This is a genomic window from Serratia bockelmannii, from assembly GCF_051803255.1.
Classification (GTDB): domain Bacteria; phylum Pseudomonadota; class Gammaproteobacteria; order Enterobacterales; family Enterobacteriaceae; genus Serratia; species Serratia bockelmannii.
Genome location: NZ_CP196512.1, coordinates 4,482,871 through 4,508,929, shown reverse-complemented (window position 1 = coordinate 4,508,929; position 26,059 = coordinate 4,482,871). Strand labels below are relative to the sequence as shown.

General features: G+C 60.7%; 23 protein-coding genes and 1 riboswitch. Of the genes, 15 read left to right on the top strand and 8 right to left on the bottom strand.

Features of this window, described 5'->3' with window-relative positions; translation table 11 throughout:
- Nucleotides 1-24: 24 nt before the first annotated feature.
- Nucleotides 25-1,455 carry a bifunctional D-glycero-beta-D-manno-heptose-7-phosphate kinase/D-glycero-beta-D-manno-heptose 1-phosphate adenylyltransferase HldE gene (hldE, locus tag ACSJLU_RS21400; RefSeq protein ID WP_019453075.1) on the top strand — a complete coding sequence of 477 codons (1,431 nt, stop codon included), beginning with the start codon at nt 25-27 and terminating at the stop codon, nt 1,453-1,455.
- Nucleotides 1,456-1,516: 61 nt separating this feature from the next.
- Here the strand turns inward: hldE and ubiK are convergent, their stop codons facing one another.
- The gene (ubiK, locus tag ACSJLU_RS21395) at nt 1,517-1,792 is read right to left on the bottom strand and encodes a ubiquinone biosynthesis accessory factor UbiK (protein ID WP_025304319.1); all 276 of its coding nucleotides are present in this window, start codon (nt 1,790-1,792) and stop codon (nt 1,517-1,519) included.
- Nucleotides 1,793-1,939: 147 nt separating this feature from the next.
- Nucleotides 1,940-2,100: riboswitch (FMN riboswitch) on the top strand.
- A gap of 109 nt (nt 2,101-2,209) precedes the next feature.
- Between ubiK and ribB the strand changes: the two genes are divergently transcribed.
- Nucleotides 2,210-2,863: a 3,4-dihydroxy-2-butanone-4-phosphate synthase gene (ribB, locus tag ACSJLU_RS21390; protein WP_004937218.1), complete on the top strand. Its 654-nt coding sequence runs from the start codon at nt 2,210-2,212 to the stop codon at nt 2,861-2,863.
- Between the two features lie 53 nt (nt 2,864-2,916).
- Here the strand turns inward: ribB and ACSJLU_RS21385 are convergent, their stop codons facing one another.
- Entirely contained in the window at nt 2,917-4,449 is a 1,533-nt protein-coding gene (locus tag ACSJLU_RS21385; protein ID WP_197822514.1) for an alkaline phosphatase, read from the bottom strand.
- Nucleotides 4,450-4,774: 325 nt separating this feature from the next.
- Here ACSJLU_RS21385 and ygiD point away from each other — a divergent pair, with 325 nt between their 5' ends.
- Complete coding sequence (ygiD, locus tag ACSJLU_RS21380; RefSeq protein ID WP_025304317.1) at nt 4,775-5,557, top strand: 4,5-DOPA dioxygenase extradiol; 783 nt, start codon at nt 4,775-4,777, stop codon at nt 5,555-5,557.
- A 47-nt stretch (nt 5,558-5,604) separates the two neighbouring features.
- On the opposite strand, the gene ACSJLU_RS21375 is transcribed toward ygiD, so the two are convergent.
- A complete protein-coding gene (locus ACSJLU_RS21375; RefSeq protein ID WP_025304316.1) occupies nt 5,605-6,765 on the bottom strand; it encodes a glutathionylspermidine synthase family protein in 1,161 nt (386 codons plus the stop codon).
- Nucleotides 6,766-6,768: 3 nt separating this feature from the next.
- Complete coding sequence (locus ACSJLU_RS21370) at nt 6,769-7,431, bottom strand: DUF1190 family protein (RefSeq protein WP_025304315.1); 663 nt, start codon at nt 7,429-7,431, stop codon at nt 6,769-6,771.
- Between the two features lie 353 nt (nt 7,432-7,784).
- On the opposite strand from ACSJLU_RS21370, the gene ACSJLU_RS21365 reads away from it, so the two are divergent.
- Genes ACSJLU_RS21365 through dhaM form a run of 4 tightly spaced genes read left to right on the top strand, consistent with a single transcriptional unit; the run spans nt 7,785 to nt 12,091 of the window.
- A complete protein-coding gene (locus ACSJLU_RS21365) occupies nt 7,785-8,885 on the top strand; it encodes a glycerol dehydrogenase (RefSeq protein WP_049296259.1) in 1,101 nt (366 codons plus the stop codon).
- Between the two features lie 51 nt (nt 8,886-8,936).
- The gene (dhaK, locus tag ACSJLU_RS21360) at nt 8,937-10,007 is read left to right on the top strand and encodes a dihydroxyacetone kinase subunit DhaK (protein ID WP_025304313.1); all 1,071 of its coding nucleotides are present in this window, start codon (nt 8,937-8,939) and stop codon (nt 10,005-10,007) included.
- Nucleotides 10,008-10,016: 9 nt separating this feature from the next.
- A complete protein-coding gene (gene dhaL, locus ACSJLU_RS21355) occupies nt 10,017-10,649 on the top strand; it encodes a dihydroxyacetone kinase subunit DhaL (RefSeq protein WP_043142078.1) in 633 nt (210 codons plus the stop codon).
- 11 nt (nt 10,650-10,660) lie between these two features.
- Nucleotides 10,661-12,091, top strand: coding sequence for a dihydroxyacetone kinase phosphoryl donor subunit DhaM (gene dhaM, locus ACSJLU_RS21350; RefSeq protein WP_167324616.1), 1,431 nt, complete (start codon nt 10,661-10,663; stop codon nt 12,089-12,091).
- On the opposite strand, the gene dhaR is transcribed toward dhaM, so the two are convergent.
- A complete protein-coding gene (gene dhaR, locus ACSJLU_RS21345; RefSeq protein ID WP_049208371.1) occupies nt 12,088-14,037 on the bottom strand; it encodes a dihydroxyacetone kinase operon transcriptional regulator DhaR in 1,950 nt (649 codons plus the stop codon). The genes dhaM and dhaR overlap by 4 nt on opposite strands.
- A 150-nt stretch (nt 14,038-14,187) precedes the next feature.
- A complete protein-coding gene (hasF, locus tag ACSJLU_RS21340; protein WP_089181357.1) occupies nt 14,188-15,705 on the bottom strand; it encodes a multidrug efflux transporter outer membrane subunit HasF in 1,518 nt (505 codons plus the stop codon).
- Between the two features lie 347 nt (nt 15,706-16,052).
- Here hasF and nudF point away from each other — a divergent pair, with 347 nt between their 5' ends.
- The 6 genes from nudF to ACSJLU_RS21310 all read left to right on the top strand — a co-directional run bounded on the left by nudF (nt 16,053) and on the right by ACSJLU_RS21310 (nt 21,469).
- Nucleotides 16,053-16,685: an ADP-ribose diphosphatase gene (gene nudF / locus ACSJLU_RS21335; protein ID WP_043142088.1), complete on the top strand. Its 633-nt coding sequence runs from the start codon at nt 16,053-16,055 to the stop codon at nt 16,683-16,685.
- Nucleotides 16,685-17,110, top strand: coding sequence for a DUF1249 family protein (locus ACSJLU_RS21330; RefSeq protein WP_380826290.1), 426 nt, complete (start codon nt 16,685-16,687; stop codon nt 17,108-17,110). Before nudF ends, ACSJLU_RS21330 begins: the two co-directional genes overlap by 1 nt.
- 27 nt (nt 17,111-17,137) lie before the next feature.
- Complete coding sequence (gene cpdA / locus ACSJLU_RS21325) at nt 17,138-17,965, top strand: 3',5'-cyclic-AMP phosphodiesterase (protein ID WP_060434581.1); 828 nt, start codon at nt 17,138-17,140, stop codon at nt 17,963-17,965.
- Nucleotides 17,965-18,549: an esterase YqiA gene (gene yqiA / locus ACSJLU_RS21320; RefSeq protein ID WP_025304306.1), complete on the top strand. Its 585-nt coding sequence runs from the start codon at nt 17,965-17,967 to the stop codon at nt 18,547-18,549. The genes cpdA and yqiA overlap by 1 nt, the downstream gene beginning before the upstream one ends.
- Nucleotides 18,550-18,595: 46 nt before the next feature.
- The gene (parE, locus tag ACSJLU_RS21315) at nt 18,596-20,491 is read left to right on the top strand and encodes a DNA topoisomerase IV subunit B (RefSeq protein WP_025304305.1); all 1,896 of its coding nucleotides are present in this window, start codon (nt 18,596-18,598) and stop codon (nt 20,489-20,491) included.
- Between the two features lie 81 nt (nt 20,492-20,572).
- Nucleotides 20,573-21,469: a LysR substrate-binding domain-containing protein gene (locus ACSJLU_RS21310; RefSeq protein ID WP_025304304.1), complete on the top strand. Its 897-nt coding sequence runs from the start codon at nt 20,573-20,575 to the stop codon at nt 21,467-21,469.
- An 8-nt stretch (nt 21,470-21,477) separates the two neighbouring features.
- Here the strand turns inward: ACSJLU_RS21310 and ACSJLU_RS21305 are convergent, their stop codons facing one another.
- Both ACSJLU_RS21305 and ACSJLU_RS21300 read right to left on the bottom strand, forming a co-directional pair.
- Nucleotides 21,478-21,786, bottom strand: a complete 309-nt coding sequence (locus tag ACSJLU_RS21305) for a putative quinol monooxygenase (RefSeq protein ID WP_439041025.1) — start codon at nt 21,784-21,786, stop codon at nt 21,478-21,480.
- 33 nt (nt 21,787-21,819) lie between these two features.
- Nucleotides 21,820-22,401: an NAD(P)H-dependent oxidoreductase gene (locus ACSJLU_RS21300; protein WP_049204421.1), complete on the bottom strand. Its 582-nt coding sequence runs from the start codon at nt 22,399-22,401 to the stop codon at nt 21,820-21,822.
- 325 nt (nt 22,402-22,726) lie between these two features.
- Here ACSJLU_RS21300 and parC point away from each other — a divergent pair, with 325 nt between their 5' ends.
- Nucleotides 22,727-25,000 carry a DNA topoisomerase IV subunit A gene (gene parC, locus ACSJLU_RS21295; RefSeq protein WP_025304301.1) on the top strand — a complete coding sequence of 758 codons (2,274 nt, stop codon included), beginning with the start codon at nt 22,727-22,729 and terminating at the stop codon, nt 24,998-25,000.
- Nucleotides 25,001-25,246: 246 nt separating this feature from the next.
- Nucleotides 25,247-25,981: a 1-acylglycerol-3-phosphate O-acyltransferase gene (locus tag ACSJLU_RS21290; protein WP_025304300.1), complete on the top strand. Its 735-nt coding sequence runs from the start codon at nt 25,247-25,249 to the stop codon at nt 25,979-25,981.
- Nucleotides 25,982-26,059 lie beyond the last annotated feature (78 nt).

Below are 26,059 nucleotides of genomic sequence, written 5' to 3'. Positions count from 1 at the left end.
TTTGTTCTTTTTTGGAGTTATCGGATGAAAGTTACGCTGCCTGATTTTCGCCGCGCCGGTGTGCTGGTGGTCGGTGACGTCATGTTGGATCGCTATTGGTATGGGCCGACCAGCCGCATTTCACCGGAAGCCCCGGTGCCGGTGGTCAAGGTCGATACCATCGAAGAGCGTCCCGGCGGCGCGGCTAACGTGGCGATGAACATCGCTTCGCTGGGCGCCACTTCCCGCCTGGTGGGCCTGACCGGCATCGACGATGCGGCGCGGGCGCTGAGCGCCAAGCTGAATGAAGTCAACGTGCGCTGCGACTTCGTCTCGGTGCCGACCCATCCGACCATCACCAAGCTGCGCGTGCTGTCCCGCAACCAGCAACTGATCCGTCTCGACTTCGAAGAAGGCTTCTCCAACGTTGATCCACAGCCGATGCTGGAGCGTATTCAGCAGGCGCTGCCGCAGATCGGAGCGCTGGTGCTGTCCGATTACGCCAAGGGCGCGCTCAGCCAGGTGCAGGGCATGATCCAACTGGCGCGCGCCGCCAAGGTGCCGGTGCTGATCGATCCGAAAGGGTCCGATTTCGAGCGCTATCGCGGCGCGACGCTGCTGACGCCGAACCTGTCCGAGTTCGAAGCGGTGGTGGGCCACTGCAAGGATGAAGCGGAATTGGTGGAACGCGGCATGAAGCTGGTGGCGGATTTCGAGCTGTCGGCGCTGCTGGTTACCCGTTCAGAACACGGCATGACGCTGTTGCAGCCGGGCGTTGAACCGCTGCACTTGCCGACCCAGGCGCAGGAAGTGTTTGATGTGACCGGCGCCGGCGACACCGTGATCGGTGTGCTGGCCGCCTCGCTGGCCGCCGGTAACTCGCTGGAAGAGTCCTGTTTCCTGGCCAACGCTGCCGCCGGCGTGGTGGTGGGCAAGCTCGGTACCTCCACCGTGTCACCGATCGAGCTGGAAAACGCGGTGCGTGGCCGCGCCGAAACCGGTTTTGGCGTGATGACCGAAGCGCAGTTGAAGCATGCCGTCGCGCAGGCGCGTCAGCGCGGCGAAAAAGTGGTGATGACCAACGGCATCTTCGACATTTTGCATGCCGGCCACGTCTCTTATCTGGCCAACGCCCGCAAGCTGGGCGATCGCCTGATCGTGGCGGTGAACAGCGATGCGTCGACCAAGCGCCTGAAAGGGGAAACACGCCCGGTCAACGCGCTGGAGAACCGCATGATTGTACTGGGCGCGCTGGAAGCGGTGGATTGGGTGGTGCCGTTCGAAGAGGACACGCCGCAGCGCTTGATCGCCGACATTCTGCCGGATCTGCTGGTGAAAGGCGGCGATTACAAACCGGAAGAGATTGCCGGCAGTGCGGAAGTGTGGGCCAACGGCGGCGATGTCAAAGTGTTGAACTTTGAAGACGGCCTGTCGACCACCAACATCATCAAAGCGATTAAAGACGGGCGCGGCTAACGCCGGGTAATCTAAAGAACAAGGGCGCGCGGTTCATACAGGTGCGCGCCCTTGGCGGAAATTATTCGTCTTCCTGCTTGGCTGCCGGCGCCGTGCTCAGTTTGCTTTCCAGCTCGGCCATGCGCTGTTCCAACAGCGCCAGCTTCTCGCGGGTGCGCAACAGCACCTGAGTCTGCACGTCGAACTCTTCGCGGTTAACCAAATCCAGGCGGGTCAACTGCGATTGCAGGACCTGACGGATTTTTTTCTCAACGTCTTCCCCGAATTCACGAACGCCTTTAGGCATGGACTCATGAACCTGGCGTGCGATTTGTTCGATTTTTTTCGGGTCAATCATGGCGTATCCCTTTCAGAGTTTAATAGCTGCCGCTTAGTGTAATGCGAGTTGCCCGCCGGATAAACACCATTAAGCGCATTCGCCGCGCGTGGCCGAATTGTGCTTTTGCCAATTGCCCTGTCTATCCATTAGCGTTATAGTCATCTTGCTTATTCTCAGGGCGGGGTGAAAGTCCCCACCGGCGGTAAATCACCTTCTACGGTGAAAGCCCGCGAGCGCTCAGCCAGCCTGTAAAGGCCGGTTAGAGGTCAGCAGATCCGGTGTAATTCCGGGGCCGACGGTTATAGTCCGGATGGGAGAGAGTAACGGTATCTGCCGGGCATGCGCCCGCTTGCGTTATTTTTTTAGCTATTGCTAGCTACTCCTCAAGATCGCCCTGGTTCTGGTAATCCATAATTTTTAATGAGGTTTTTTACCATGAATCAGACGCTACTTTCAGACTTCGGCACGCCGACAGAACGCGTTGAACGCGCGATTGACGCACTGCGCAACGGGCGCGGCGTAATGGTGCTCGATGATGAAAATCGTGAAAACGAAGGTGACATGATCTTCGCCGCGGAAACCATGACCGTTGAGCAGATGGCGCTGACCATTCGCCACGGCAGCGGTATCGTGTGCCTGTGCATCACCGAAGAACGCCGTCAGCAGCTTGAGCTGCCGATGATGGTGACCAACAACTCCAGCCAGTTCCAGACCGCCTTCACCGTGACCATCGAAGCGGCGCAGGGCGTGACCACCGGGGTTTCCGCTTCCGATCGCCTGACCACCATCCGCGCGGCGGTGGCAGACAGCGCCAAGCCGAGCGACCTGAACCGTCCGGGCCACGTGTTCCCGCTGCGTGCGCAGCCGGGCGGCGTGCTGAGCCGTCGCGGCCACACCGAAGCGACCATCGATCTGGTCTCCATGGCCGGTTTCAAACCTGCCGGCGTGCTGTGTGAACTGACCAACGACGATGGCAGCATGGCGCATGCGCCGGAAGTGATTACCTTCGCCAAACAGCACGACATGGTAGTGCTGACCATCGAAGATCTGGTGGCCTACCGCCAGGCGCACGAGAAAAAAGCCAGCTGATAGCCGGCCGCTTTCAACGATAAAAAAGCCGCGTTACGCGGCTTTTTTTGTGGCTACCGCTCTGACAGGCGTTCGCCGATGCGGCTGGCGTAATTCATCACGTGGAAGGTGTAGTTCTCCTCAACCGTACCCTGGAACAGATGCGCCCAGGGGCCGATGGCGTAGATGCCGAGATCTTCCCCGCCGTGCGTCTCGCTTTTCAGCGGCACCAGCGCCGGCTGAATAAAGTCGGGCGCGGTGGTTTGCTCCATGGTCAATGCCGGGCGCTCGGCCAGCGGGATCGCGCCGCCGGGGCCGTTGGCGAAACCGACGGTGGTATAAGGCTTGCCGTCGCTGCCCAGCCGCGGTTTGCCGTCGACGCCGACGGAAATGCCGAGGATAGGATTGCCGCGCTTGGCATAGCCGGCGATGGTCAGCGTGTGGCTGTGATCGCCGGTCACGATCACCAGCGTTTCGTCCAGGTTGACCTTGCCGACGATGGTTTTCACCGCCTCGTTCAGGGCGACCGCGTCGCTCAGCGTGCGGTAGGCGTTGCCGTTATGGCTGCCGTGATCGACGCGGCCGCCTTCTACCAGCAACAGATAGCCTTCGGGATTCCTGGCCAGAATATCGATGGCCTTGCCGGTCATCTCTGCCAGTGAAGGTTCTCCCGCCGCGTCTTGCCGTCGATCGTGCTCGAAGTTCATGTGTGATGGCTCGAACAGGGCCAACAGGTGGTCGACCTTACCCGGCTCGATTTTATCGAACTGTGCCTGATTCCATACGTATTGCCCACGCTCGCCGTAGCGCTGCAGCCAGGCCTGCGTCAGATCGCGGCCATCCTTTCTGGCGCCTGTTTTGGCGGGATATTCCGGATCGCTCACGCTGTCGGGCAGGAAGTTGGCGCGCCCACCGCCCATCGCCACGTTCAGCCCGTTGCCGTACTTCATTTCCACCAGCTGGCGCGCGATGTCGCGGCAGCCTGCGGCCAGGGCGTCCGCCGGCATTTTGGCGTCAGACTCCCAGTCGCGGTTGGCGATATGGGCATAGGTGGCGCCCGGCGTGGCGTGGGTAATGGTCGCGGTTGTCACGGCGCCGGTGGCCATGCCGAGCGTTGCGGCCATCTCCCAGAGCGTGGTGACGGCCTTGGTTTGCTGATCCTCGCAATTGTTGAGGGTGGCCGTATGGTTGAGGCCCATCAGATCGTTGATGGTTTTGACGCCGGTGGTCATTGCCACCGCGCTGGGCGCGGAGTCGGTAATTTGGGCGTCGGCGGAATAGGTTTTGGCCGCCGCCAAATAGGGGAAGGCTTCCCAGGCCAGCACGTTGGACTCGCCATCCACGCCGCGCTGCTGCCCTTCAAAAATGCGGGCGGCGGTCACGGTGGAAAATCCCATGCCGTCACCGACCACCAGAATGACGTTTTTGGCGCGGTTGGTGTTTGGTGTCTGCTTCAGCCGCTGTTGCAGCTGGGCTTGCGCCTGAAGGAAGTAAGGGTCTTCGCGCTGCGTCAGCGGCGCGTTGTCCACCGCGCCGGCGGCGACTGCCCCCGTGGCGAACAAGGTCATGGAAAGCGCCAGGCGGGTTGCCAGTGTGAGTCTGAACATGAATTCCTCCTTGGTGAGACGTGATTCCCGTAGCGCCGACGGGCTGCCAACACCCTGTCGACTGAAGGAGGAGTGTATAGATCGCGTTAACAAAGAGTACATAAATTGTTCACAAATTAGATCTGTGTGGCAGTAATGCCATGGTATTCACGTTGATTATTAATTATTTGAAAAATATGCATTTTTTAACTTTTTGTTTGCCAGTCTATTTTTCCGGCTTTTATTTCAAATTTATTGAATATCTTCATCACGGTTATCCGGCTGTGTTGCTGCGTCAAAGCGCGTAATGTAGCGGCATAGCACAATTTGAACTGAGGATCCCACTATGAACACCTCTCGTATGCCGGCACTGTTTCTTGGCCACGGTAGCCCGATGAACGTGCTGGAAGACAACCGTTACACCCGGGCATGGCGTGCGTTGGGTGAGTCATTGCCGCGGCCGAAGGCGATCGTGGCGGTTTCTGCGCATTGGTATACCCGTGGCACTGCGGTCACTGCGATGGAAAAGCCCAAAACCATTCACGACTTCGGCGGGTTCCCGCAGGCGCTGTTTGATACCCGTTATCCGGCGCCGGGCTCTCCCGCGCTGGCCACGCAGCTGCAGCACATTCTGGCGCCGGTGCCGGTGACGGCCGATCTCGGTGAGTGGGGGTTGGATCACGGCACCTGGGGCGTATTGATCAAGATGTATCCCAATGCCGATATCCCGGTGGTGCAGCTCAGCGTCGACGGCACGCAGCCGGCAGCCTATCACTATGAGCTGGGTCGTAAACTGGCGGCGCTGCGGGATGAGGGTGTGATGATCGTCGCCAGCGGCAACGTGGTACACAACCTGCGCATGGTGAAATGGCAGGGCGATACCAGCGCCTACCCGTGGGCGGAATCGTTCAATAACTTTGTCCGGGATAACCTGCGCTATCGAGGCGACAACCACCCGCTGGTGGATTTCATGCGCCATGAGGGCGCGGCGTTGTCGAATCCGACGCCGGAACACTATTTGCCATTGCTGTACGTGCTTGGCGGCTGGGATGGAAAAGAGGCCATCAGCGTGCCGATCGACGGTATCGAAATGGGGGCGCTGAGCATGCTGTCGGTGCAGGTGGGGTAAATAAAAAACGCCAGTCAGAGACTGGCGTTTTGTCTTCAGCGGGGCGATCAGCCGAGGATGGTGTGCGGATAGAAGCGCGACAGATCCTGCGTGATCAGTTCGCGATCTTCGCGCAGGCCGATGCCGCAGGGTTGATCGTTCACCAGCCAGCTGCCGATCAGCGTGTAGCTGTCTTCGAACTTCGGCAGCGGATGGAACTGCTGCACGATCATGCCTTCTTCACCGTACGGCCCATCGACGCGCGCCACTTCCTGACCGTTTTCGACGATCTGAATATTGGCGCCTTCGCGTGAGAACAGCGGTTTGGTGACGTAATGATCCATCGGCGGATGATCGTCTTGCGCGAAATAAGCCGGCAACAGGTTAGGGTGGTTAGGGAACATTTCCCACAGCAGCGGCAGCAGCGCCTTGTTGGAGATGATGCTCTTCCAGGCCGGCTCCAGCCAACGCACGCCGGCGTCTTCCAGCTTGGTGGAGAACATCTCGCGCAGCATGAATTCCCACGGGTAGAGCTTGAACAGGTTGCCGATCACCTGATCCTGCAGATCGGTGAACTGACCTTTCTCGCCAAGACCAATCTCTTCCATGAACAGGAACTCGGTCGGCAGACCGGCTTCCTGCGCGCAGTCCTGCAGATATTGCACCGTGCCGCGATCTTCTTCGCTGTCCTGGCAGCAGGCCAGGTGCAACAGGCCGAAGCCGTGATGCGCTTTCAGCTCGGCGAAACGCTCGATCAGCTTCTCCTGCAGGCTGTTGTACTGATCCGATTCCGGATCCAGCTTGCCGGCGTTGATCTGGTCTTCCAGCCACAGCCACTGGAAGAAGGCCGCCTCATACAGCGAGGTTGGCGTATCGGCGTTGTTCTCCAGCAGCTTCGGCGGGTTGACGCCGTCGTAGGCCAGATCGAGACGCGAATACAGCGACGGCTGGTTGGTGCGCCAGGAACTGCGCACGAACTCCCAGGTGTGTTTCGGAATGCAGAACTTGGCCATCAGCTCATCGCTGCCGACCACCTTTTCCACCACCTGCAGGCACATCTGGTGCAGCTCGGCGGTGGCGTTTTCGATCTCTTCAATCTGCGCCAGCGTGAACTGGTAATAGGCGTCTTCACACCAGTACGGCTCGCCGTACATGGTGTGGAAACGGAAACCGAACTCGGTCGCTTTTTCACGCCAGTCCGGGCGCTCGGTAATAGCAATACGTTTCATGCATCAACCGCCCATGCTGCGAGAGCCGGAGTTGGAAGTGGCGCTGCTGCGCTGCATGCTGGTCTGCTTGGCCACGGTCTCGCCGAAACCACCGCGGGTCACGGTGTTGGTGACCGCAGGCTTTGGCGCCATGGCGGTTTTCGGCACCGTCATGGTGCGGCCGCCGGCGGTGGCCGGGCCGTAGCTCTTGCCGCTGGCGTCGACAAACTTGCCGTTCGCCGGGCTGGCGGCGTTCTTGGAAGTGAACAGTGGCTGCTGCGCGAAGCCGGAACCGCCCATCAGGCGGCCCATCATGTAGCCCGCCATCAGCGGCATCCAGAAGCTGCCGCTGCTTTGCGATTCCGCCGCCATGCCGGCCTGTGCCGGCGCCTGGGTGCACTGCGCTTCGCCGAACTCGGCGACGCAGTCTTCGCGGGTGGCGTATTTCGGCGCGGTTTTCGCCGCTTCTTGCAGGGCGTTGTTGTAGGAGGTGGTGCACTGCTCGCTCATCGAAGGATTGGCGCGCGAACAGTCATCGGCATTTTGATACAGGGAGACCGTTTCATCGCTCTTCTCACAGCCGGCCAGCATAAAGACGGCGCTGATCGCCAAGGCCACGGGCGCGACACGGTAGCTGCGCCAGGATTTGCGGAACGTCTCTTGGTTGATGTTTTTTGTCCGTTTCATCGTTATCAATCCCATCATGCGGGCTGTTTTCGCCCTTTCCCAGTAGTGGCGCTAAGGATAGGGGAAACATGGTCAAAATTAAAGCTGAAACGCCCGTAGAATCCACTCTTTACGCAGTTATACGTTGGGGTGTGCGCCAGTTCGCTTTCGCGGCGAAAAAACGCGCGTTGGCGTTTCATCATGAAACGTTATCGCTATGATGATGTTCCATAATGGAACAAAAATCGCGAAGCTCGCCAGGCGGGTGGCAGGCGCTCATAGTCGAAGCACAACAACAAGCCGACGGCGAAGTCGGCGCGTCATCACCTGATATCTGAACGTTACCATCGCCAACTCCCTACAAGGATCCGGTTATGTTGAGAATCATCCAGTCACCAGGTAAATACATTCAGGGCGCCAATGCGCTAGCCGTCGTCGGCGAATACGCCAAATCCCTCGCCGATCATTACCTGGTGATCGCCGACGACTTCGTGATGCAGCTGGCGGGCGACACCCTAATGGGCAGCCTGCAGCAGCACGGCGTGAAACATCACGCGGCCCGCTTCAACGGCGAGTGCTGCCGCAAAGAGATAGACCGGCTCGGCCGCGAGCTGCAGGCCCACGGTTGCCGCGGAGTGATCGGCGTCGGCGGTGGTAAGACGCTCGACACCGCCAAGGCCGTCGCCCACTACCAACAGCTGCCGGTGGTGCTCATTCCCACCATTGCTTCCACCGATGCGCCGACCAGCGCGCTGTCGGTTCTCTACACCGAACAGGGCGAATTCGCCGAATACCTGATCTACCCGCGCAACCCAGATATGGTGGTGATGGACAGTTCCATCATCGCCAACGCGCCGGTGCGCCTGCTGGTGGCCGGCATGGGCGACGCGCTTTCCACCTATTTCGAGGCGCAGGCCTGCTTCGACGCTCAGGCCACCAGCATGGCCGGCGGCAAATCGACGCTGGCGGCGCTCAGTCTGGCGCGGCTGTGCTATGACACGCTGCTGGCCGAAGGGGTGAAGGCCAAGCTGGCGGTCGAGGCCGGCGTGGTAACGGAAGCGGTGGAGCGCATTATTGAGGCCAATACGTATTTGAGCGGCATCGGCTTCGAGAGTAGCGGGCTGGCGGCGGCGCACGCCATTCACAACGGTTTCACCGTGCTGGAAGAGTGCCACCACCTGTATCACGGCGAAAAAGTGGCGTTCGGCACCTTGGCGCAGCTGGTATTGCAGAACAGCCCGATGGCGCAGATTGAAACCGTGTTGGCGTTTTGCCATGACATCGGCCTGCCGATCACGCTGGCGCAGATGGGCGTCACCGGCGACGCGACGGCGAAGATGATGGCGGTGGCCGAGGCCAGTTGCGCCGCCGGCGAAACCATTCACAACATGCCGTTCAAGGTCACCCCTGCGGGCGTGCAGGCGGCGATCCTGACGGCGGACAGGCTGGGCGCCGCCTGGCTGCAGCGTCATTGATACCGTTGGGGCGCGGTGCGCCGCGCCCCTGGGCTTACAGAGGAAATCATCGTGAAAAAACTGATTAATCAGGTCGAGTCGGTGTTGGAAGAGCAGTTGCAGGGGTTGGCGGAGGCCCATCCCGAGCTGCTGGTGCACGCGGATCCGGTGTTCGTGACTCGCGCCGACGCGCCGGTGGCGGGCAAGGTGGCGATCCTGTCCGGCGGCGGTAGCGGCCATGAGCCGATGCACTGCGGTTTCGTCGGCGAAGGGATGCTCGACGGTGCCTGTCCGGGCGAGATTTTCACCTCGCCGACGCCGGATAAAATGTACGAGTGCGGTCAGGCGATCGACGGCGGCGCCGGCGTGTTGCTGCTGATTAAGAACTACACCGGCGACGTGCTCAACTTCGAAACCGCCACCGAACTGCTGCACGACAGCGGCGTCGCGGTGGCGACGGTGCTGGTGGATGACGACGTGGCGGTTAAAGACAGCCTGTTCACCGCCGGGCGACGCGGGGTGGCCAATACCGTGCTGATGGAGAAACTGCTGGGCGCCGCCGCGGCGCGCGGCGACGATCTGGACAGCGTGGTGACGCTGGGGCATCGCATCAACAACCACGGGCATTCGATCGGCATTGCGCTGGGTGCCTGTACCGTCCCCGCCGCCGGCAAACCGTCGTTCACCCTGGCGGAGAACGAGATGGAGTTCGGCGTCGGTATTCACGGCGAGCCGGGCATTGCGCGCCGCACGTTCACCACGCTCAACGCGGCGGTGGACGACATGTTCCATACGTTGATCGACCACGGCCACTATCAGCGCACGATCCGCGTCTGGGATCGTCAGCAGGGCGAGTGGCGCGACGAGATGCAGACCAAGCAGCCGCTGACGCGCGGCGATCGGGTGATCGCGTTGGTCAATAACCTGGGTGCCACGCCGCTGTCCGAGCTGTATGGCGTCTACCATCGATTGGCGGAGCGTTGCGCCGAGGCGGGCATCATTATCGAACGCAACCTGGTGGGTTCTTATTGCACCTCGCTTGATATGCAGGGCGTGTCCATCACGTTGTTGAACGTGGACGACGAGCTGTTGTCCTTGTGGGATGCGCCGGTGAAAACGCCTGCGCTGCGTTGGGGTTGCTGAGGAGGAATTATGGCGTTGACCAAACAACAGGTCGTCGATTGGCTGATGCGTTGCGGCGAAGTATTCAACCGGGAGCGCGATTTTCTCACCCAACTGGACACCGAGATCGGCGATGCCGACCACGGTCTGAACATGAATCGCGGTTTCAATAAGGTGGTAGAAAAGCTGCCGTCGGTGGCGGACAAGGATATCGGCTTTATCCTGAAAAACACCGGTATGACGCTGCTGTCGAGCGTGGGCGGCGCCAGCGGTCCGCTGTTCGGCACCTTCTTCATCCGCGCGGCGCAAGCGGCGAACGCCAAGCAAAGCCTGGATCTGGTGGAGCTGCATCAGGTGATGCAGGAAGGGGTGGAAGGCGTGGTGATGCGCGGTAAGGCGGAGCCGGGCGACAAGACCATGTGCGACGTCTGGTGGCCGGTGGTGGAAAGCCTCGGCCAGTCCGCGCAGCAGAACCTGAGCGTGGCGGAGGCGCTGCAGCGCGCCGCCGACAGCGCCGAGCGGGCGGTGGAGAGCACCATAACCATGCAGGCGCGCAAAGGGCGGGCCAGTTACCTGGGCGAGCGCAGCATCGGCCACCAGGATCCCGGCGCCACTTCGGTGATGTTGATGATGAAAACGCTGGCCGAGGTCGCCGGCAGTTAGCAGGAGGCGAGATGATTAATATCGTGGTGGTTTCGCACAGTGCGTTGCTGGCGCGTGGCGTTGAGCAGTTGGCGCGGCAGATGATGCGCAGCGACGGTTGCAAACTGGCGTTGGCGGCGGGCGTGGATGACGAGCAGCACCCGATCGGTACCGACGCGGTCAAAGTGATGGAGGCGATCGAAGCGGTCGCCGACGGCGACGGCGTTCTGGTGCTGATGGATCTGGGCAGCGCGCTGCTCAGTGCCGAAACCGCGCTCGATCTGCTGGACCCGGACCTGGCCGCCAAAGTGCGGCTGTGCGCGGCGCCGCTGGTTGAAGGCACCTTGGCGGCGGTGGTGGCCGCCAACTCTGGTGCTTCGCTGGAACAGGTGGTGGCGGAGGCGCAGGGGGCGCTGCAGGCCAAGCAGGCACAGCTGGGTGAGGCTTCACCGACGGCGAAAAGCGTGGCCTTGCCGCTGGCGCAGGGCAAAAGCGTAACCTGGACGGTGCAGAACCCGCACGGGCTGCATGCGCGCCCGGCGGCGCGGCTGGTCGAGACGCTGGCGCCGTTCAAGGCCGAGCTGGTGCTGGAGAAGCAGGGGCAGTGCGTCGATCCGCGCAGCCTCAATCAGCTGGCGCTGCTGCAGGTTCGTCACGGCGACACCGTTCGTCTGATCGCCGACGGTGCGCAGGCGGACGAGGCGCTGGCGGCGTTCAAAGCGCTGGCGGAACAACATTTCGGCGAGACGGTCTCCGAGCGGCAGCAGCCTTCGCTGCACGGTATCCCGGTGGCGGAAAGCGTCACCAGCGGACCCGTGTTCCAGGCCCACAGCTTCTGGCCGCCAACCGTCGATCGACGGATTGGTGCGGACGAGGTGTTGGGCGAACAGCAACGCCTGCGGGAGGCACTACAGCACACGCTGAGCGATCTGAACCGGCTGGCGGAGCGTACCGGCACGCTGATCGGCAAGCCGCAGGCGGCGATCTTCGGCGCCCACAGCATGCTGCTGGACGATCCGGATCTGCAGCAGGCGGCTTACACCCGCATCGCGCAGCAGCTGTGCTGCGCCGAGCAGGCCTGGCGGCAGGTGCTGGGGGCGATCGCCGAAGAGTACCGTGAGCTGGATGACGACTACATGCGGGCGCGCGAATTGGACGTGCGCGACATGCTGCGCCGCACGCTGTGCCATCTGCAGGGGCTACCGCTGCCGGCCATGGCGCTCGCAGAACCGTCAATCTTGGTGATGGACGAGCTGATGCCCTCGGAGGTGGTGATGCTCGACAGGCGGCTGGTGCTCGGCATCTGCCTGAGCGGCGGCAATGCCCTGTCGCACAGCGCCATTCTGGCGAAGGCGATGGGCATTCCGATGGTGGTCGGCATGCAGGATTGCCTGAGCAAAACCCGCAGCGGGCAGAAGGCGATGCTGGACGCCGCGCGCGGGGTATTGCAGCTCAGCCACTAGGCACGCAGCTTGAACTGGCGGATGTCGATCCCGTGCTGTTTGATCTTCCGCCACAGCGTGGTGCGGCCGATGCCCAGCAGCTGCGCCATCTCCGTCACCTGGCCACGGCTGACGGTCGCCGCGCGCAGGATCGCCTGGCGTTCCATGTCCGTCAGCGTCAACAGCGGTGCGCCGGGCTGCGGATCGCTTTCCAGCAGCGACGGCTGGCCGAGCAGGTGCGCCGGCAGATCCGCCAACTGGATGTGGTGGCCGTGGCAAATCATTGCCGCGCGCTCCACCACCCCTTTCAGTTCCAAATCGTTGCCCGGCCACAGATAAAGCGCCAACTGGGCCATCACCTCGTCATCGACCCGGAAGCGACACTGAAAATGCTGCTCCAGCGTGCGCAAATGGTGTTTGACCAGCAGCGGAATATCGCTCAGCCGCTGGCGCAGCGGCGGGATCAGGATTTCGAACGCCTGCAGGCTGTAAAATAGCTGGCGGCGGAAACGGTTTTGCTGCACCAGCAGCGGCAGATCGGCGGCGCTGCCGGCGATCACACGCACATCGACCGGGATCACCCGGCTGGAATTGAGGCGGATCACCACGCCGGTTTTCAACACCTGCAGTAGCGCCGACTGCATCTCCGCCGGCAGGTATTCGATCTGTTCGAGGTACAGCGTGCCGCCGTTGGCCAATTCGAATTTACTGAGCTGGCCCGCCTCTTCTTCGCTGGCGTCGTTGCCCAGCAGCTCACGTAGCCCCTGCGCCTGCGTCAGCAGCTGGCAGTTGAGGGCGATATACGGCCCGGCGGCGCGTTCGCCGGCGTTGTGGATAGCCTGGCTGAGCAGCTCTTTGCCAACGCCTTCTTCTCCGCGCAACAGGATCGGATGCTGGCCTTTGGCCGCCTGCTGCCCGTAACGGATCAGTCGCCGCATTTCCAGCGAGGTGGAGGGCATCTGTTCGAAGCTGTGGCTGACGCGCCCCAGCTGGCTGCTGACATACTGGCGCAGCCGTTCGAGCGGGTGCAGCAGGGCGATGAAACTGCAGCGATCGCCGTCGAAAATCGGCTTGAGCGTCAGCAATGCGGCGATAAATTGTCGCTGACTTTCGAAGGTGACTTCGACGTGTTGCAGCGGTTGGCGATCGGCGATGGCGCGCTTGAGCAGCGCGGGCAGCGTCAACAGCTGCGTCAGCGGCTTGCCCTGGCTCTGCTGTTCGTCCAGCTTCAGCAGGCCGGCGGCGCGCTGGTTGATGTATTGCAGGTAGCCGCGGTGATCCCAGGCCATGACGCCGTCGTCCACGCCGTCCAGCAGGCCGTAAAGCTGATTCAGATGGCGGTTGGATTCCGCCAGCAGGCCGTCGGCGTTCAGCGAGTTACCGATTTCGCGGGCGATGGCCAGCGTCAGCGACAGATCGCCGGCGGCGCAATCGGGCAGCAGGCAACCCAGGGCGATCGAGCCGCGTTGGCGGCCGCTGTTGTCGTAGACCGGCGTGGCGCAGAACGACCAGCCGTGCAGCGCCTGGCGCACATGCTCTTCACCGCTCACCCGTACCGGGTGGCCTTCCGCCGCCGCCAGCGCCGGAGCATTGGTGCCGATCTGTCCCTCGGCCCAGTAAGCGCCGGGGGCGAATCCCAGTTGCTGCAGATGCTCCCAGGTTTGGGCGTCGCCGCAGCGCCACAGCATGCAGCCGCTCTCGTCGAGGATCATCAGCAGGCAACGCCGCGGCTCCATGTATTCACAGGCGTCTTCCAGAGCCGCCTGGCCGAGCGTCAGCAGATCGTTCTTGCGGCGGCAAATCGATTCGAAGGTGGCGCCCTGCGCACGGTGCGGAGCTTGCCAGACATCGGGCTGCATCAGGCTGCGGCAACGCAGCCAGGAGGCGTAAACGGTTTGTGTCGGGCGCAGCGGCGGCGGCAGTTCACCGTCGTTAATCAGCCGCTGCCAGCGTGAATCGTTGTCCATCGAACCTCATCCAGACTGCGAAAACGAGAGTGAAGATGATACCACCTGGTGTAGCGGCGGCTGTGAGGCGGTGGGCAGAAGCGGGGAAATCGGGGCAAAAAAAACGGGGCGCGGCGCAGGCCGGACCCCGTGTTTATCAACGTGCGCGCATCAGTTACGGAATGGGTTGCCGCTGTGGCGAGCCGGTTGGCTGGTGGTAACGGCCGGCGCGGATGCGCGAGTGGCCGCCGGTGCCGGCGCCGCGGTTTGTTGCATCGGCGCATTGTCCTGATAACCGTCCGCATAGGCGTCCTGCGCGCGGTTTTGCGGTGCGACGGCGTCAGGCGCGGTCGACACCGGTTTGCCCAACGCGCCATTCAGCAGCAGCAGATCGTTCTGGTTCAGCGTGCCGAGCGCCGACTTGATGTTCAGCTGGTTGATCAGATAGGTATAACGCGCGTCGGACAGTTGACGTTTGGCGTTATACAGGGTGGTGGTGGCGTCCAGCACATCGACGATGGTGCGGGTACCGACCTGATAACCGGCTTCCATCGCGTCCAGGGAGCTCTGCGCGGAGATCACCGCCTGTTTGTAGGCGTTGATGCTGCTGATCGAGGCGTTAACGTTGTTGAACGACGAACGCACGGTCTGCACCACGCTGCGGTGGGAGCTTTCCAACTGCTCACTGGCGCCGACGAAGCCGTACTGCGCTTGTTTGACCTGCGAGTTGGTCGCGCCGCCGCTGTATAGCGGCAGGTTGAAGCTGATGCCGACCTTATTTTGGCCCGCATCGGAGTCGCTGTAGCGTGCGGCATTCGCGCCGCCGGTGTTGGAGCCGTTGTATTTGGTATTGCTGATGCCGGTCGACGCGCTGACGTCAATCGTCGGCATATAGCCAGTTTGGGCTGCGCGGATTTGCTCACGCGCCAGATCCTGGCTCAGACGGGCGGACAGCAGGCTCAGGTTGCGCGCTTCCGCTTCTTTCAGCAGGTTGTTCACCGCTTCCGGGCGCTGGGTACTGAAGCGATCGGTATTCAACGAGGCCAGCTCCGGGTAGAAGGCCCCGGTCACCTGGCGCAGCGTTTCCAGCGCGTTATCCAGATCGTTGCGGGCGGAGACTTCGGCCGCCAGCACGGTGTCATAGTTCGAACGGGCGTTCTGCACGTCGGTGATCGCCACCAGGCCCACGTTGAAGCGTTGGGTGGTTTGATCCAGCGTGCGGTAGACCGCGTCTTTCTGCGCCTGGGTATAGGACAGCGTGTCGATCGCTTTCAGCACGTTGAAGTAAGCGGTGGCGGTGTTGAGAATCAGCGACTGCTCTGCGGTCTGGAAGGTGACGTCGGAGATGCCGGCGGTCTTTTCCTGCAGCGTCAGCTGGCGCCATTTCGACATGTCGAAGAGGGTTTGCGTCAATGCCAGCGAACCGCTGGTCACGTTGCTGTTAACGCCATTGCTGTCACGATAACCGTTGGTGTAATCGTAACCTGCGGTTAAACCGAGCTGCGGCAACAGCGGGCTGCGCGCTTCATTGATCTTTTCGAATGCGGCGTCGCGGTCAGCAGCACTTTTGCGCAGATCCGGGTTACTTTCCCTGGCCTGTTTGTAGACCTGCAGCAGGTTCTCTGCCTGGCTCATTGCACTGAAGCCGCCCAGGCTCAGTCCGATAAGAAGGGGGAGCAGTTTCTTCATTTGCATTCCTTGTTGTGCAGCAATATTGCTATGTTAGCGCTGACGATAGACGAAATAGTTGCCGATTCTAGCAGAGTCTGCGGTACGCATCAGGTGGCTGAATGTGCCATCTCACGTAACTTTTACCTTTCAGACCGCCCATTTACCTTGGCGTACTGCCCCGGTCGACTGCAGCTGATATTATGGCTGACAATCCGGATTGTTTCCCGCTATTACCTGCGAGCGCACAAACGTGCCGCATCCGGCGGCGAGAAACAGCCTAACATAAAGCCGCGGCGGAGAGTCCCGCTGTTTCTGTCATCAAAACCGTTTATTTTATCGGCATACTCAAGCAGGAGAATTCGCGCATGAACCGTTCGCAGCCATCGCCCGTTACTTTCGATAAAAAAGATGTAGAAATTATTGCACGCGAGACGCTGTACCGTGGTTTTTTTTCACTCAATTTATACCGGTTTCGCCATCGGTTGTTCAATGGCGAAATGAGCCCTGAAATCACGCGTGAAATTTTCGAGCGCGGCCATGCGGCGGTGCTGCTGCCCTATGATCCGGTGCGCGATGAAGTGGTGCTGATTGAACAACTGCGCATCGCCGCGGTCGATACCCGTAATTCGCCCTGGCTGCTGGAAATGGTGGCGGGTATGATCGAAACCGGCGAAAGCGTCGAAGACGTGTGCCGCCGCGAAGCGCAGGAAGAGGCCGGCGTGGTGGTCGGGCGCTGTAAGCCGGTGCTGAGCTACCTGGCCAGCCCCGGCGGTACCAGCGAACGTTTGTCGATCATGGTCGGCGAAGTGGACGCCCGCACCGCTGAGGGCATCCACGGTCTGGCGGAAGAGCATGAAGATATCCGCGTCCACGTGGTCAGCCGCGAGCAGGCTTACCGCTGGGTAGAGGAGGGCGCGATCGATAACGCCGCATCAGTGATTGCATTGCAATGGCTGGCGTTGCACCATGAATCGTTGAGAAAAGAGTGGGCCAACTAATGAAACAGCGCTATACCCCTGATTTCCCCGAAATGATGAGATTGTGCGAAACCAACTTCGCGCAATTGCGCCGCTTGCTGCCGCGCAACGACGAAGCGGGCGAAACGGTGACTTATCAGGTGAACGGCGCCGGCTATCGTTTGACCATCGTTGAGTCCACGCGTTACACGTCGCTGGTGGAGGTCGAGCAGATCTTTCCGGCGGTCAGCTACTGGAGCCTGCCCGCGATGACGGTGCGGTTGTACCATGACGCCATGGTTGCGGAAGTGTGTTCCAGTCAGCAGATCTACCGCTTTAAAGCGCGTTATGATTATCCTAATAAAAAGTTGCATCAACGCGACGAAAAGCATCAAATTAACCAGTTTCTTGCTGATTGGCTGCGCTACTGTTTGGCGCATGGAGCGATGGCGGTTCCGGTTTGTTAGACAGACTGAAATAACAAAGGACACCATTTGGAAAGCCTGTTTAAACTGCCCGTGGCGAGTGGGGCCGCGGTCAGGATTCTACAAATAACAGATACCCACCTTTTTGCCGGCGAACACGAGACGTTGCTCGGCATCAATACCTATCGCAGCTATCACGCGGTGCTGGACGCCATCCAGGCGCAGCGCCGCGACGTTGATTTGATCGTCGCCACGGGAGATTTGGCGCAGGATCATTCGCAAGAGGCGTACCGCCACTTCGCCGCCGGCATCGCGCAATTGCCGGCCCCCTGCGTGTGGCTGCCGGGTAACCACGATTTCCAACCGGCGATGGTCGACGCGTTGGCCGCCGCCGGCATTGCCCCTTCCAAACAGGTGTTGCTGGGCGACGACTGGCAGGTGCTGATGCTGGACAGCCAGGTGTTCGGCGTGCCGCACGGCGAATTGAGCGAGTATCAGCTCGAGTGGATGGAGCGCTGCCTGCAGGCTCACCCCGAGCGCTATACGCTGTTGCTGCTGCACCATCATCCGCTGCCGTCCGGTTGCACCTGGCTCGATCAGCACAGCCTGCGCAACCCGCATATGCTGGGCGCGATCCTGCTGCGTTATCCGAAAGTGAATACCGTAGTGTGCGGGCACATTCATCAGGATCTGGATCTGGAATGGCAGGGCCGGCGCCTGTTGGCGACGCCGTCCACCTGCGTGCAATTCAAGCCGCACTGCACTAACTTTACCATCGACGACGTCTCCCCCGGCTGGCGTTACCTCGATCTGCTGCCGGACGGCCGCGTCGAGACGCAGGTGTTCCGCCTGGAAAACGACGATTTCCGCCCCGATATGGACTCGGATGGATACTGATGCCTTCGACGCTGCTCTACCTGCACGGTTTCAATAGTTCGCCGCAGTCGGCCAAGGCGGTGGCCTTCAAGGCCTGGCTGGCCGAGCACCATCCCGACATCGAGATGCTGGTGCCGCAGCTGCCGGCCTTTCCGGCGGAGGCCGCCGAGATGCTGGAAAATATGGTGCTGGAACGCGCCGGGCAAACGCTCGGGCTGGTCGGCTCATCGCTGGGCGGCTATTATGCCACCTGGCTGTCGCAGTGTTTTTCCCTGCCGGCGGTGGTGGTCAACCCGGCGGTCAAGCCGTTTGAGCTGCTGGTGGACTATCTCGGCGCCAACGAGAACCCCTACACCGGCCAGCAATATGTGTTAGAGTCTCGGCACGTTTACGATCTGAAAGTGATGCAGATCGATCCCTTGGAGTCGCCGGATTTAATCTGGCTGCTGCAGCAAACGGGCGATGAAATTCTCGATTACGGCCAGGCAGTGGCGTATTACACCGCGTGTCGGCAAACGGTGGAGTCGGGTGGAAACCACGCCTTCGTCGGTTTCGAGCACTACTTCCCCCAGATTGTGGATTTTTTAGGGCTAAACGCGGTCTGACGGACCGTTCCGGCACCTCCCTTTAACCACGAAAAAATAATCAACGATGACTCAATCCAGCTATAACGCTGATGCCATTGAAGTACTCAGCGGTCTAGAACCAGTGCGCCGTCGTCCCGGCATGTATACCGACACGACGCGCCCAAACCACCTCGGCCAAGAGGTGATCGATAACAGCGTCGACGAAGCGTTGGCCGGTCACGCCAAGCGTATCGACGTGATCCTGCACGCCGATCAGTCGCTGGAAGTGATCGACGACGGCCGCGGCATGCCGGTGGACATCCACCCGGAAGAGGGCGTGCCGGCGGTTGAGTTGATCCTGTGCCGGCTGCACGCCGGCGGTAAATTCTCGAATAAAAACTACCAGTTCTCCGGCGGCCTGCACGGCGTTGGGATCTCGGTGGTCAACGCCCTGTCGAAGCGGGTGGAAGTCAACGTGCGCCGCGACGGCAACGTCTACGGCATCGCGTTCGAAAACGGTGACAAAGTGCAAGACCTGACGGTGACTGGCACCTGCGGCAAACGCAACACCGGCACCAGCGTGCACTTCTGGCCGGACGAACAGTTCTTCGACAGCCCGCGTTTCTCGGTATCGCGCCTCACTCACCTGCTGAAAGCCAAAGCGGTGCTGTGCCCCGGCGTTGAGATCTATTTCATCGACAAGGTGAACAACACCGAGCAGCGCTGGTGCTACCAGGACGGCCTGACCGACTACCTGATGGAAGCGGTTAACGGCCTGATCACCCTGCCGGAAGCGCCGTTCGTCGGCAATTTCGCCGGTGATACCGAAGCGGTGGACTGGGCGCTGCTGTGGCTGCCGGAAGGCGGCGAGCTGCTGACCGAAAGCTACGTCAACCTGATCCCGACCATGCAGGGCGGCACCCACGTCAACGGCCTGCGTCAGGGGCTGCTGGACGCGATGCGCGAGTTCTGCGAATTCCGCAACATCCTGCCGCGCGGCGTGAAGCTGTCGGCGGAGGATATCTGGGATCGCTGCGCCTACGTGTTGTCGGTGAAGATGCAGGATCCGCAGTTCGCCGGGCAGACCAAAGAACGTCTCTCTTCGCGTCAGTGTGCGGCCTTCGTTTCCGGCGTGGTGAAAGACGCCTTCAGCCTGTGGCTGAACCAGAACGTTCAGGCGGCGGAACAGCTGGCCGAGCTGGCGATTTCCAGCGCCCAGCGCCGCCTGCGCGCGGCCAAGAAAGTGGTGCGCAAGAAGCTGACCAGCGGGCCGGCGCTGCCGGGCAAGCTGGCGGACTGCACCTCGCAGGATCTGGCCATGACCGAACTGTTCCTGGTGGAAGGGGACTCGGCGGGCGGATCGGCCAAGCAGGCGCGCGATCGCGAATATCAGGCGATCATGCCGCTGAAGGGCAAGATCCTGAATACCTGGGAAGTGTCCTCGGACGAAGTGCTGGCCTCGCAGGAAGTGCACGACATTTCCGTGGCGATCGGCATCGATCCGGACAGCGAAGATCTCAGCCAGCTGCGCTACGGCAAAATCTGCATCCTGGCGGATGCGGACTCCGACGGCCTGCACATCGCCACGCTGCTGTGCGCGCTGTTCGTACGCCACTTCCGTTCGCTGGTGAAAGGCGGCCACGTTTATGTCGCCATGCCGCCGCTGTACCGCATCGATCTCGGTAAAGAAGTGTTCTACGCGCTGGATGAAGAAGAGAAGGCCGGCGTGCTGGAACAGCTGAAGCGCAAGAAGGGCAAGCCGAACGTCCAGCGCTTTAAAGGGCTGGGTGAGATGAACCCGCTGCAGCTGCGCGAAACCACCCTCGATCCGAATACCCGCCGGCTGGTGCAACTGACGGTAGCGGAAGATGATGTCGATCAGACGCTGGCGGTGATGGACATGCTGTTGGCCAAGAAGCGTTCGGAAGATCGCCGTAACTGGCTGCAAGACAAGGGCGACATGGCCGAATTGGCGGTCTGAGCCTGACCCTGGCCCGGTGAACGCCGGGCCTGCTTTCCCGCAGGGCGTTCATGCGGCGCCCGATAACCTGGGCCGAAATGCATGAAGATCACGCTCGAAGAATTGCTGGCGTTCACCTCGGTGGTCGACAGCGGTTCCATCACCTCCGCTGCTGATCGGCTCGGCCAGACGACATCCGGCATCAGCCGCGCGCTCAGCCGCCTGGAGAACAAACTCGATACCACCCTGATGCGCCGCACTACGCGTCGCCTGGAGCTGACCGAAGAGGGGGAAAGCTTCCTGAGCCATGCGCGTACGATCATCAACTCGGTGGAAAATGCCGAAGAACAAATGGCGGTGCGTCGGCAGATGCCGGCCGGGCGGTTGCGGATAAATGCGGCTGCGCCTTTTATGGAGCACGTCATCGTGCCGCTGGTAGCGGGGTTCAGGGAACGTTATCCGCAAATTTCGCTCGAGCTGAACACCGACAACCTGGTTATCGATCTGCTGGAAAAACGCACGGATATCGCTATTCGCATCGGTGCGTTGCGCGATTCGACCATTCATGCGCGCGCGCTGGGCGCCAGCCGGCTGCGCATCCTCGCCAGCCCGGCTTATCTGCAGCAGCACGGCACGCCGCAGAGTGTGGAGGCGTTGCATCGGCATTGTCTGCTCGGTTTTACCCAGCCGGAATCACTGAACCAGTGGCCGTTGCGCTATCGCCAGGCGCCGCATTTCACCATCACGCCAACGATCTCGGCGTCCAGCGGTGAAACGCTGCGGCAATTGGCGCTGCGGGGCGAGGGGATCGTACAGCTGGCAGACTTTATGACCCGACGCGATCGGGAAGCGGGCAAGTTGGTGACGTTGCTGGAGCAGGAGACGCTGGACGTGCGCCAGCCGATTAATGCAGTGTATTACCGCAATACGCAATTGGCGGCGCGCATCACCTGTTTTCTTGACTACGTCAGCGCGCACATCGACGCGCAGACGTTATAAGGCGGGGCTTACAGGGCGTTTTCCAGGATGTAGATCTCGGTGTCCAGCACGCTGTCTTTGAGGGTGTCGCGGTGTTTGAGCATGTGTTCAATGGCCAGATGTTTTTCCAGATGCGCCATGCTTTCCCATTTCTCCAGCATGAACACCGAATCCGGCGACCGCTTCTGCCACAGCGCCTGGGTATTGCTGTCGACCATCGGCGTGTATTCGCCGCAGCCGTCTTCCGCCAGCACCAGCGGCACTAGTTTTTCAATGGCTTGCAGTACGGTGGCGCGGTGGCCGGGTTTCACTTTGATTTCTGCGATTACGGTGATCATGCTTACCTCGTTGATGAGAATGTTCTGCGTCAGTTAAGCAAAAATTTTCGCCAGATGCTCGCGATAACGCGTGATGTCGTCCGCGATATTCGGCTCTTTGATCACATTGTTGCAGATGAAGGTCGGCAGCGCTTCCATCCCCAGGAACTGGTTGGCCTTGTGGAAGTGCAGGTAAACGCCGTCGACGCCGACGCCGTGGAAGAACTGATCGGGATCGGTGAAGGCCTCCAGCGGGGCGTTCCAGGTCAGGCTCAGCAGGTATTTTTTGCCCTGGATCAGGCCGCCGGAGCCATATTTTTTGCTTTCGTCAGAACGAGAGCGGCCGTCGTTGGCATACAGGCTACCGTGGCCGGCGGTGAACACTTCATCGATGTATTTTTTCAGGATCCAGGGTTCGCCCATCCACCAGCCCGGCATCTGATAGATGACCGCGTCGGCCCACAGGTATTTCTGTACTTCGGCTTCGATGTCATAGCCGTCGTCGACCACGGTGACCTGCACATCGTGCTGCAGATCGCGCAGGAAGCTTTCCGCCACGTCGCTCAGGGTTTGGTTGAGTTCGCCGTTGGAATGGCCGAATTGTTTTTTAGCGTTGATAATCAGGATATTGCTCATCTTTCGCGGCTCCCGTCAGAGTTAAGATATGGCATGCTTCCCGCCGAAAAGGCGGAAACCATCTCGCTGGTGACGAGTGTAATCGTTAGTCAGGCAAGTAAAAATGCGATCCGGCGCACAACAGTGTTGACTGCCAGTCAATAAAGAAGCCGCCAGGTAGCGAAATTTTGCATAAACCGCATCGCGGAATTGGCCGTCGCCGGCGATCCTTGCGCCAACTGTGACAGCTACCCCGCAGATGGGTTACTATCGCGGGCAGAATCGACAAGCGATGCCTTTTGTCGTCCAAGGGATTGCCAAGCCACGGTCTGAGGATAATTGAGTAATGAGTGATCTGACTCATGACGGTGTAGAGCGTTTACCGCTGCACACATTCACTGAAAACGCCTATCTGAACTATTCCATGTACGTCATCATGGATCGGGCGTTGCCGTACATTGGCGACGGTTTGAAGCCGGTACAACGCCGTATCATCTACGCCATGTCTGAGCTGGGGCTGAACAACAGCGCCAAATTCAAGAAATCCGCCCGTACCGTGGGCGACGTGCTGGGTAAATACCACCCGCACGGCGACAGCGCGTGTTATGAAGCCATGGTGCTGATGGCGCAGCCGTTCTCGTATCGCTATCCGCTGGTGGACGGCCAGGGGAACTGGGGCGCGCCGGACGATCCCAAGTCGTTCGCGGCGATGCGCTATACCGAATCGCGCCTGTCCAAATACGCCGAAGTCTTGCTGGCCGAACTGGGCCAGGGCACGGTCGACTGGATCCCGAACTTTGACGGCACGCTGCAAGAGCCGAAGATGCTGCCGGCGCGTCTGCCAAACATCCTGCTGAACGGCACCACCGGCATCGCGGTCGGCATGGCGACCGACATTCCGCCGCACAACGTGCGCGAAGTCGCGGCTGCGGCGGTGGCGCTGCTCGACAAACCGGGCGCCTCGCTCGATGATCTGCTCGAGTTCGTGCAGGGGCCGGACTTCCCGACCGAAGCCGAGATCATCACTCCGCGCGATGAGATTCGCAAAATTTACCAGAGTGGCCGCGGCTCGGTGCGCATGCGCGCCGTGTGGAAGAAAGAGGATGGCAGCGCGGTGATCACCGCCTTGCCGCATCAGGTTTCCGGCGCCAAGGTGCTGGAGCAGATCGCCAGCCAGATGCGCGCCAAGAAGCTGCCGATGGTCGAGGATCTGCGCGATGAATCCGACCACGAAAACCCGACGCGTCTGGTGATCGTGCCGCGTTCCAACCGCATCGATCTGGAGCAGGTGATGAATCACCTGTTCGCTACCACCGATCTGGAACGCAGCTACCGCATCAACATGAACATGATCGGTCTGGACAACCGCCCGCAGGTGAAAGGGCTGGTGGAGATCCTCACCGAATGGCTGGCCTACCGTCGTGATACGGTGCGCCGCCGCCTGAACTACCGCCTCGAGAAAGTGCTCAAACGTCTGCATATCCTCGAAGGTTTGCTGGTAGCGTTCCTCAACATCGACGAGGTGATCCACATCATCCGCAGCGAGGATGAGCCGAAGCCGGTGCTGATGCAGCGTTTCGGCATCTCCGATACCCAGGCGGAAGCGATCCTCGAGCTGAAACTGCGTCACCTGGCCAAACTGGAAGAGGTCAAGATCCGCGGTGAGCAGGATGAGCTGGCGAAAGAGCGCGATCAGCTGCAGGCGCTGCTGGCGTCCGAGCGCAAGCTGAATACGCTGATCAAGAAAGAGATCCAGGCCGATGCGCAAACCTATGGCGACGATCGCCGTTCACCGCTGACCGAGCGTGCGGAAGCCAAGGCGATGAGCGAGCATGACTTCGTGCCGTCCGAGCCGGTGACCATTGTGCTGTCGGAAATGGGCTGGGTGCGCAGCGCCAAGGGCCACGATATCGATCCTGCCGGGTTGAGCTACAAGGCCGGCGACAGTTTCCGTGGTGCGGCACGCGGCAAGAGCAACCAGCCGGTGGTGTTCATCGATTCTACCGGGCGCAGCTATGCGCTCGATCCGATGACGCTGCCGTCGGCACGCGGGCAGGGCGAGCCGTTGACCGGCAAGCTGACACCGCCGCCGGGCGCCACCATTGAGCAGGTGCTGATGGCGGCCGACGATCAGAAGCTGCTGATGGCGTCCGACGCCGGTTACGGCTTCGTCTGTACCTTCAACGATCTGGTGGCGCGCAACCGCGCCGGCAAGGTGATGATCACGCTGCCGGACAACGCCAGAGCGCTGCCGCCGATGGAAATTCACGGCGCAGACGATATGCTGCTGTCGATCACCGCCGCCGGGCGCATGCTGATGTTCCCGGTCGCCGATCTGCCGCAGCTGTCGAAGGGCAAGGGCAACAAGATCGTCTCCATTCCGGCGGCGCAGGCCGCAGCCGGTGAAGACAAGCTGGCCTGGCTGTTCGTGCTGCCGCCGCAGGCGTCCGTCACGTTGCACGTTGGCAAACGCAAGCTGACGCTGCGCCCGGAAGATCTGCAGAAGTTCCGCGCGGAGCGCGGCCGCAAGGGGACCCAGCTGCCGCGTGGCCTGCAGCGCATCGATCGCGTCGAAGTGGATGCGCCGGTGCGGGCGTCGGGTGGCGACAGCGAAGAGTAAGCGTTGGCGCTAGCGTTAACGGGCGGTCGCAGCATGCTGTGGCCGCCTTATTTATTTTTGCTGGCGTTTATTTTCCAAATAGTTAACATTTCTGCGCATAAAATTATTGTGCGTACTGCCGCCTGGCAGGAAAATAGCGAGAAATGCGGGCGACATGGGCGTGCTTATCGCCCGGCCGGCAAATAATGAGTAAAGGAATCTGCGCAGCGAAGTAAACTGCGTTGGCAGTGTGCTAATGAGGTTGTTATGTTATTGATTTTGCGTGCCGTTCTCGCCACTCTCTTCTGTATTCTGGTGTGTATTTTCGGTTCTATTTATTGCTTGTTCAGCCCGCGCAACCCCCGCCATGTGGCGACCTTCGGCCATCTTTTCGGCCGCCTGTCGACGCTGTTCGGCATCAAGGTTGAAACCCGCGTGCCGGCCGATGCGGCCAACAACGGCAAGTGCATCTATATCGCCAACCACCAAAATAACTACGACATGGTGACGGCTTCTAATATTGTGCAGCCGCGCACCGTGACCGTCGGTAAAAAAAGTCTGGTATGGATCCCGTTTTTCGGCCCGCTGTATTGGCTGACCGGTAATCTGCTGATAGATCGTGATAATCGCGCCAAGGCGCACGGCACCATCGCCCAGGTGGCGGAGCAGTTCAAAAAGAAAGACATTTCTATCTGGATGTTCCCGGAAGGAACCCGCAGCCGTGGCCGTGGGCTGATGCCGTTTAAAACCGGCGCGTTCCACGCGGCCATCGCCGCCGGCGTGCCGATTGTACCGATCTGTGTATCCACCACCAGCGGTAATATAAATCTTAATCGCTGGAATAACGGGCATGTGATCGTCGAGATGTTGGCGCCGGTGGATACCAGCAAATACGGCAAAGAAAACGTGCGCGAGCTGGCGGCCCATTGCCGCGAGCTGATGGAGGCGAAAATCGCCGAATTGGACGCTGAAGTCGCCCAGCGCAACGCCGCCAAAAAATAAGAGTCTACCGGCTTCAAAGAATAAGGTTTTAATTGGCGTTCAGCGCCGTTAACGCCTGAACGCCTGCTAATCTTGATT

Excerpts from the sequence above, each read along its gene's own strand:
- dhaM (WP_167324616.1), top strand. The coding sequence starts at position 10,661 with ATGATTAATATCGTGGTGGTTTCGCACAGTGCGTTGCTGGCGCGTGGC.
- ACSJLU_RS21370 (WP_025304315.1), bottom strand. The coding sequence starts at position 7,431 with ATGAAACGGACAAAAAACATCAACCAAGAGACGTTCCGCAAATCCTGG.
- hasF (WP_089181357.1), bottom strand. The coding sequence starts at position 15,705 with ATGAAGAAACTGCTCCCCCTTCTTATCGGACTGAGCCTGGGCGGCTTC.
- ubiK (WP_025304319.1), bottom strand. The coding sequence starts at position 1,792 with ATGATTGACCCGAAAAAAATCGAACAAATCGCACGCCAGGTTCATGAG.
- ACSJLU_RS21385 (WP_197822514.1), bottom strand. The coding sequence starts at position 4,449 with ATGTTCAGACTCACACTGGCAACCCGCCTGGCGCTTTCCATGACCTTG.
- ACSJLU_RS21365 (WP_049296259.1), top strand. The coding sequence starts at position 7,785 with ATGTTGAGAATCATCCAGTCACCAGGTAAATACATTCAGGGCGCCAAT.
- hldE (WP_019453075.1), top strand. The coding sequence starts at position 25 with ATGAAAGTTACGCTGCCTGATTTTCGCCGCGCCGGTGTGCTGGTGGTC.
- ACSJLU_RS21290 (WP_025304300.1), top strand. The coding sequence starts at position 25,247 with ATGTTATTGATTTTGCGTGCCGTTCTCGCCACTCTCTTCTGTATTCTG.
- dhaL (WP_043142078.1), top strand. The coding sequence starts at position 10,017 with ATGGCGTTGACCAAACAACAGGTCGTCGATTGGCTGATGCGTTGCGGC.
- yqiA (WP_025304306.1), top strand. The coding sequence starts at position 17,965 with ATGCCTTCGACGCTGCTCTACCTGCACGGTTTCAATAGTTCGCCGCAG.
- ACSJLU_RS21300 (WP_049204421.1), bottom strand. The coding sequence starts at position 22,401 with ATGAGCAATATCCTGATTATCAACGCTAAAAAACAATTCGGCCATTCC.
- ygiD (WP_025304317.1), top strand. The coding sequence starts at position 4,775 with ATGAACACCTCTCGTATGCCGGCACTGTTTCTTGGCCACGGTAGCCCG.
- ACSJLU_RS21310 (WP_025304304.1), top strand. The coding sequence starts at position 20,573 with ATGAAGATCACGCTCGAAGAATTGCTGGCGTTCACCTCGGTGGTCGAC.
- ACSJLU_RS21330 (WP_380826290.1), top strand. The coding sequence starts at position 16,685 with ATGAAACAGCGCTATACCCCTGATTTCCCCGAAATGATGAGATTGTGC.
- ACSJLU_RS21305 (WP_439041025.1), bottom strand. The coding sequence starts at position 21,786 with ATGATCACCGTAATCGCAGAAATCAAAGTGAAACCCGGCCACCGCGCC.
- parE (WP_025304305.1), top strand. The coding sequence starts at position 18,596 with ATGACTCAATCCAGCTATAACGCTGATGCCATTGAAGTACTCAGCGGT.
- ACSJLU_RS21375 (WP_025304316.1), bottom strand. The coding sequence starts at position 6,765 with ATGAAACGTATTGCTATTACCGAGCGCCCGGACTGGCGTGAAAAAGCG.
- nudF (WP_043142088.1), top strand. The coding sequence starts at position 16,053 with ATGAACCGTTCGCAGCCATCGCCCGTTACTTTCGATAAAAAAGATGTA.
- parC (WP_025304301.1), top strand. The coding sequence starts at position 22,727 with ATGAGTGATCTGACTCATGACGGTGTAGAGCGTTTACCGCTGCACACA.
- ribB (WP_004937218.1), top strand. The coding sequence starts at position 2,210 with ATGAATCAGACGCTACTTTCAGACTTCGGCACGCCGACAGAACGCGTT.
- dhaR (WP_049208371.1), bottom strand. The coding sequence starts at position 14,037 with ATGGACAACGATTCACGCTGGCAGCGGCTGATTAACGACGGTGAACTG.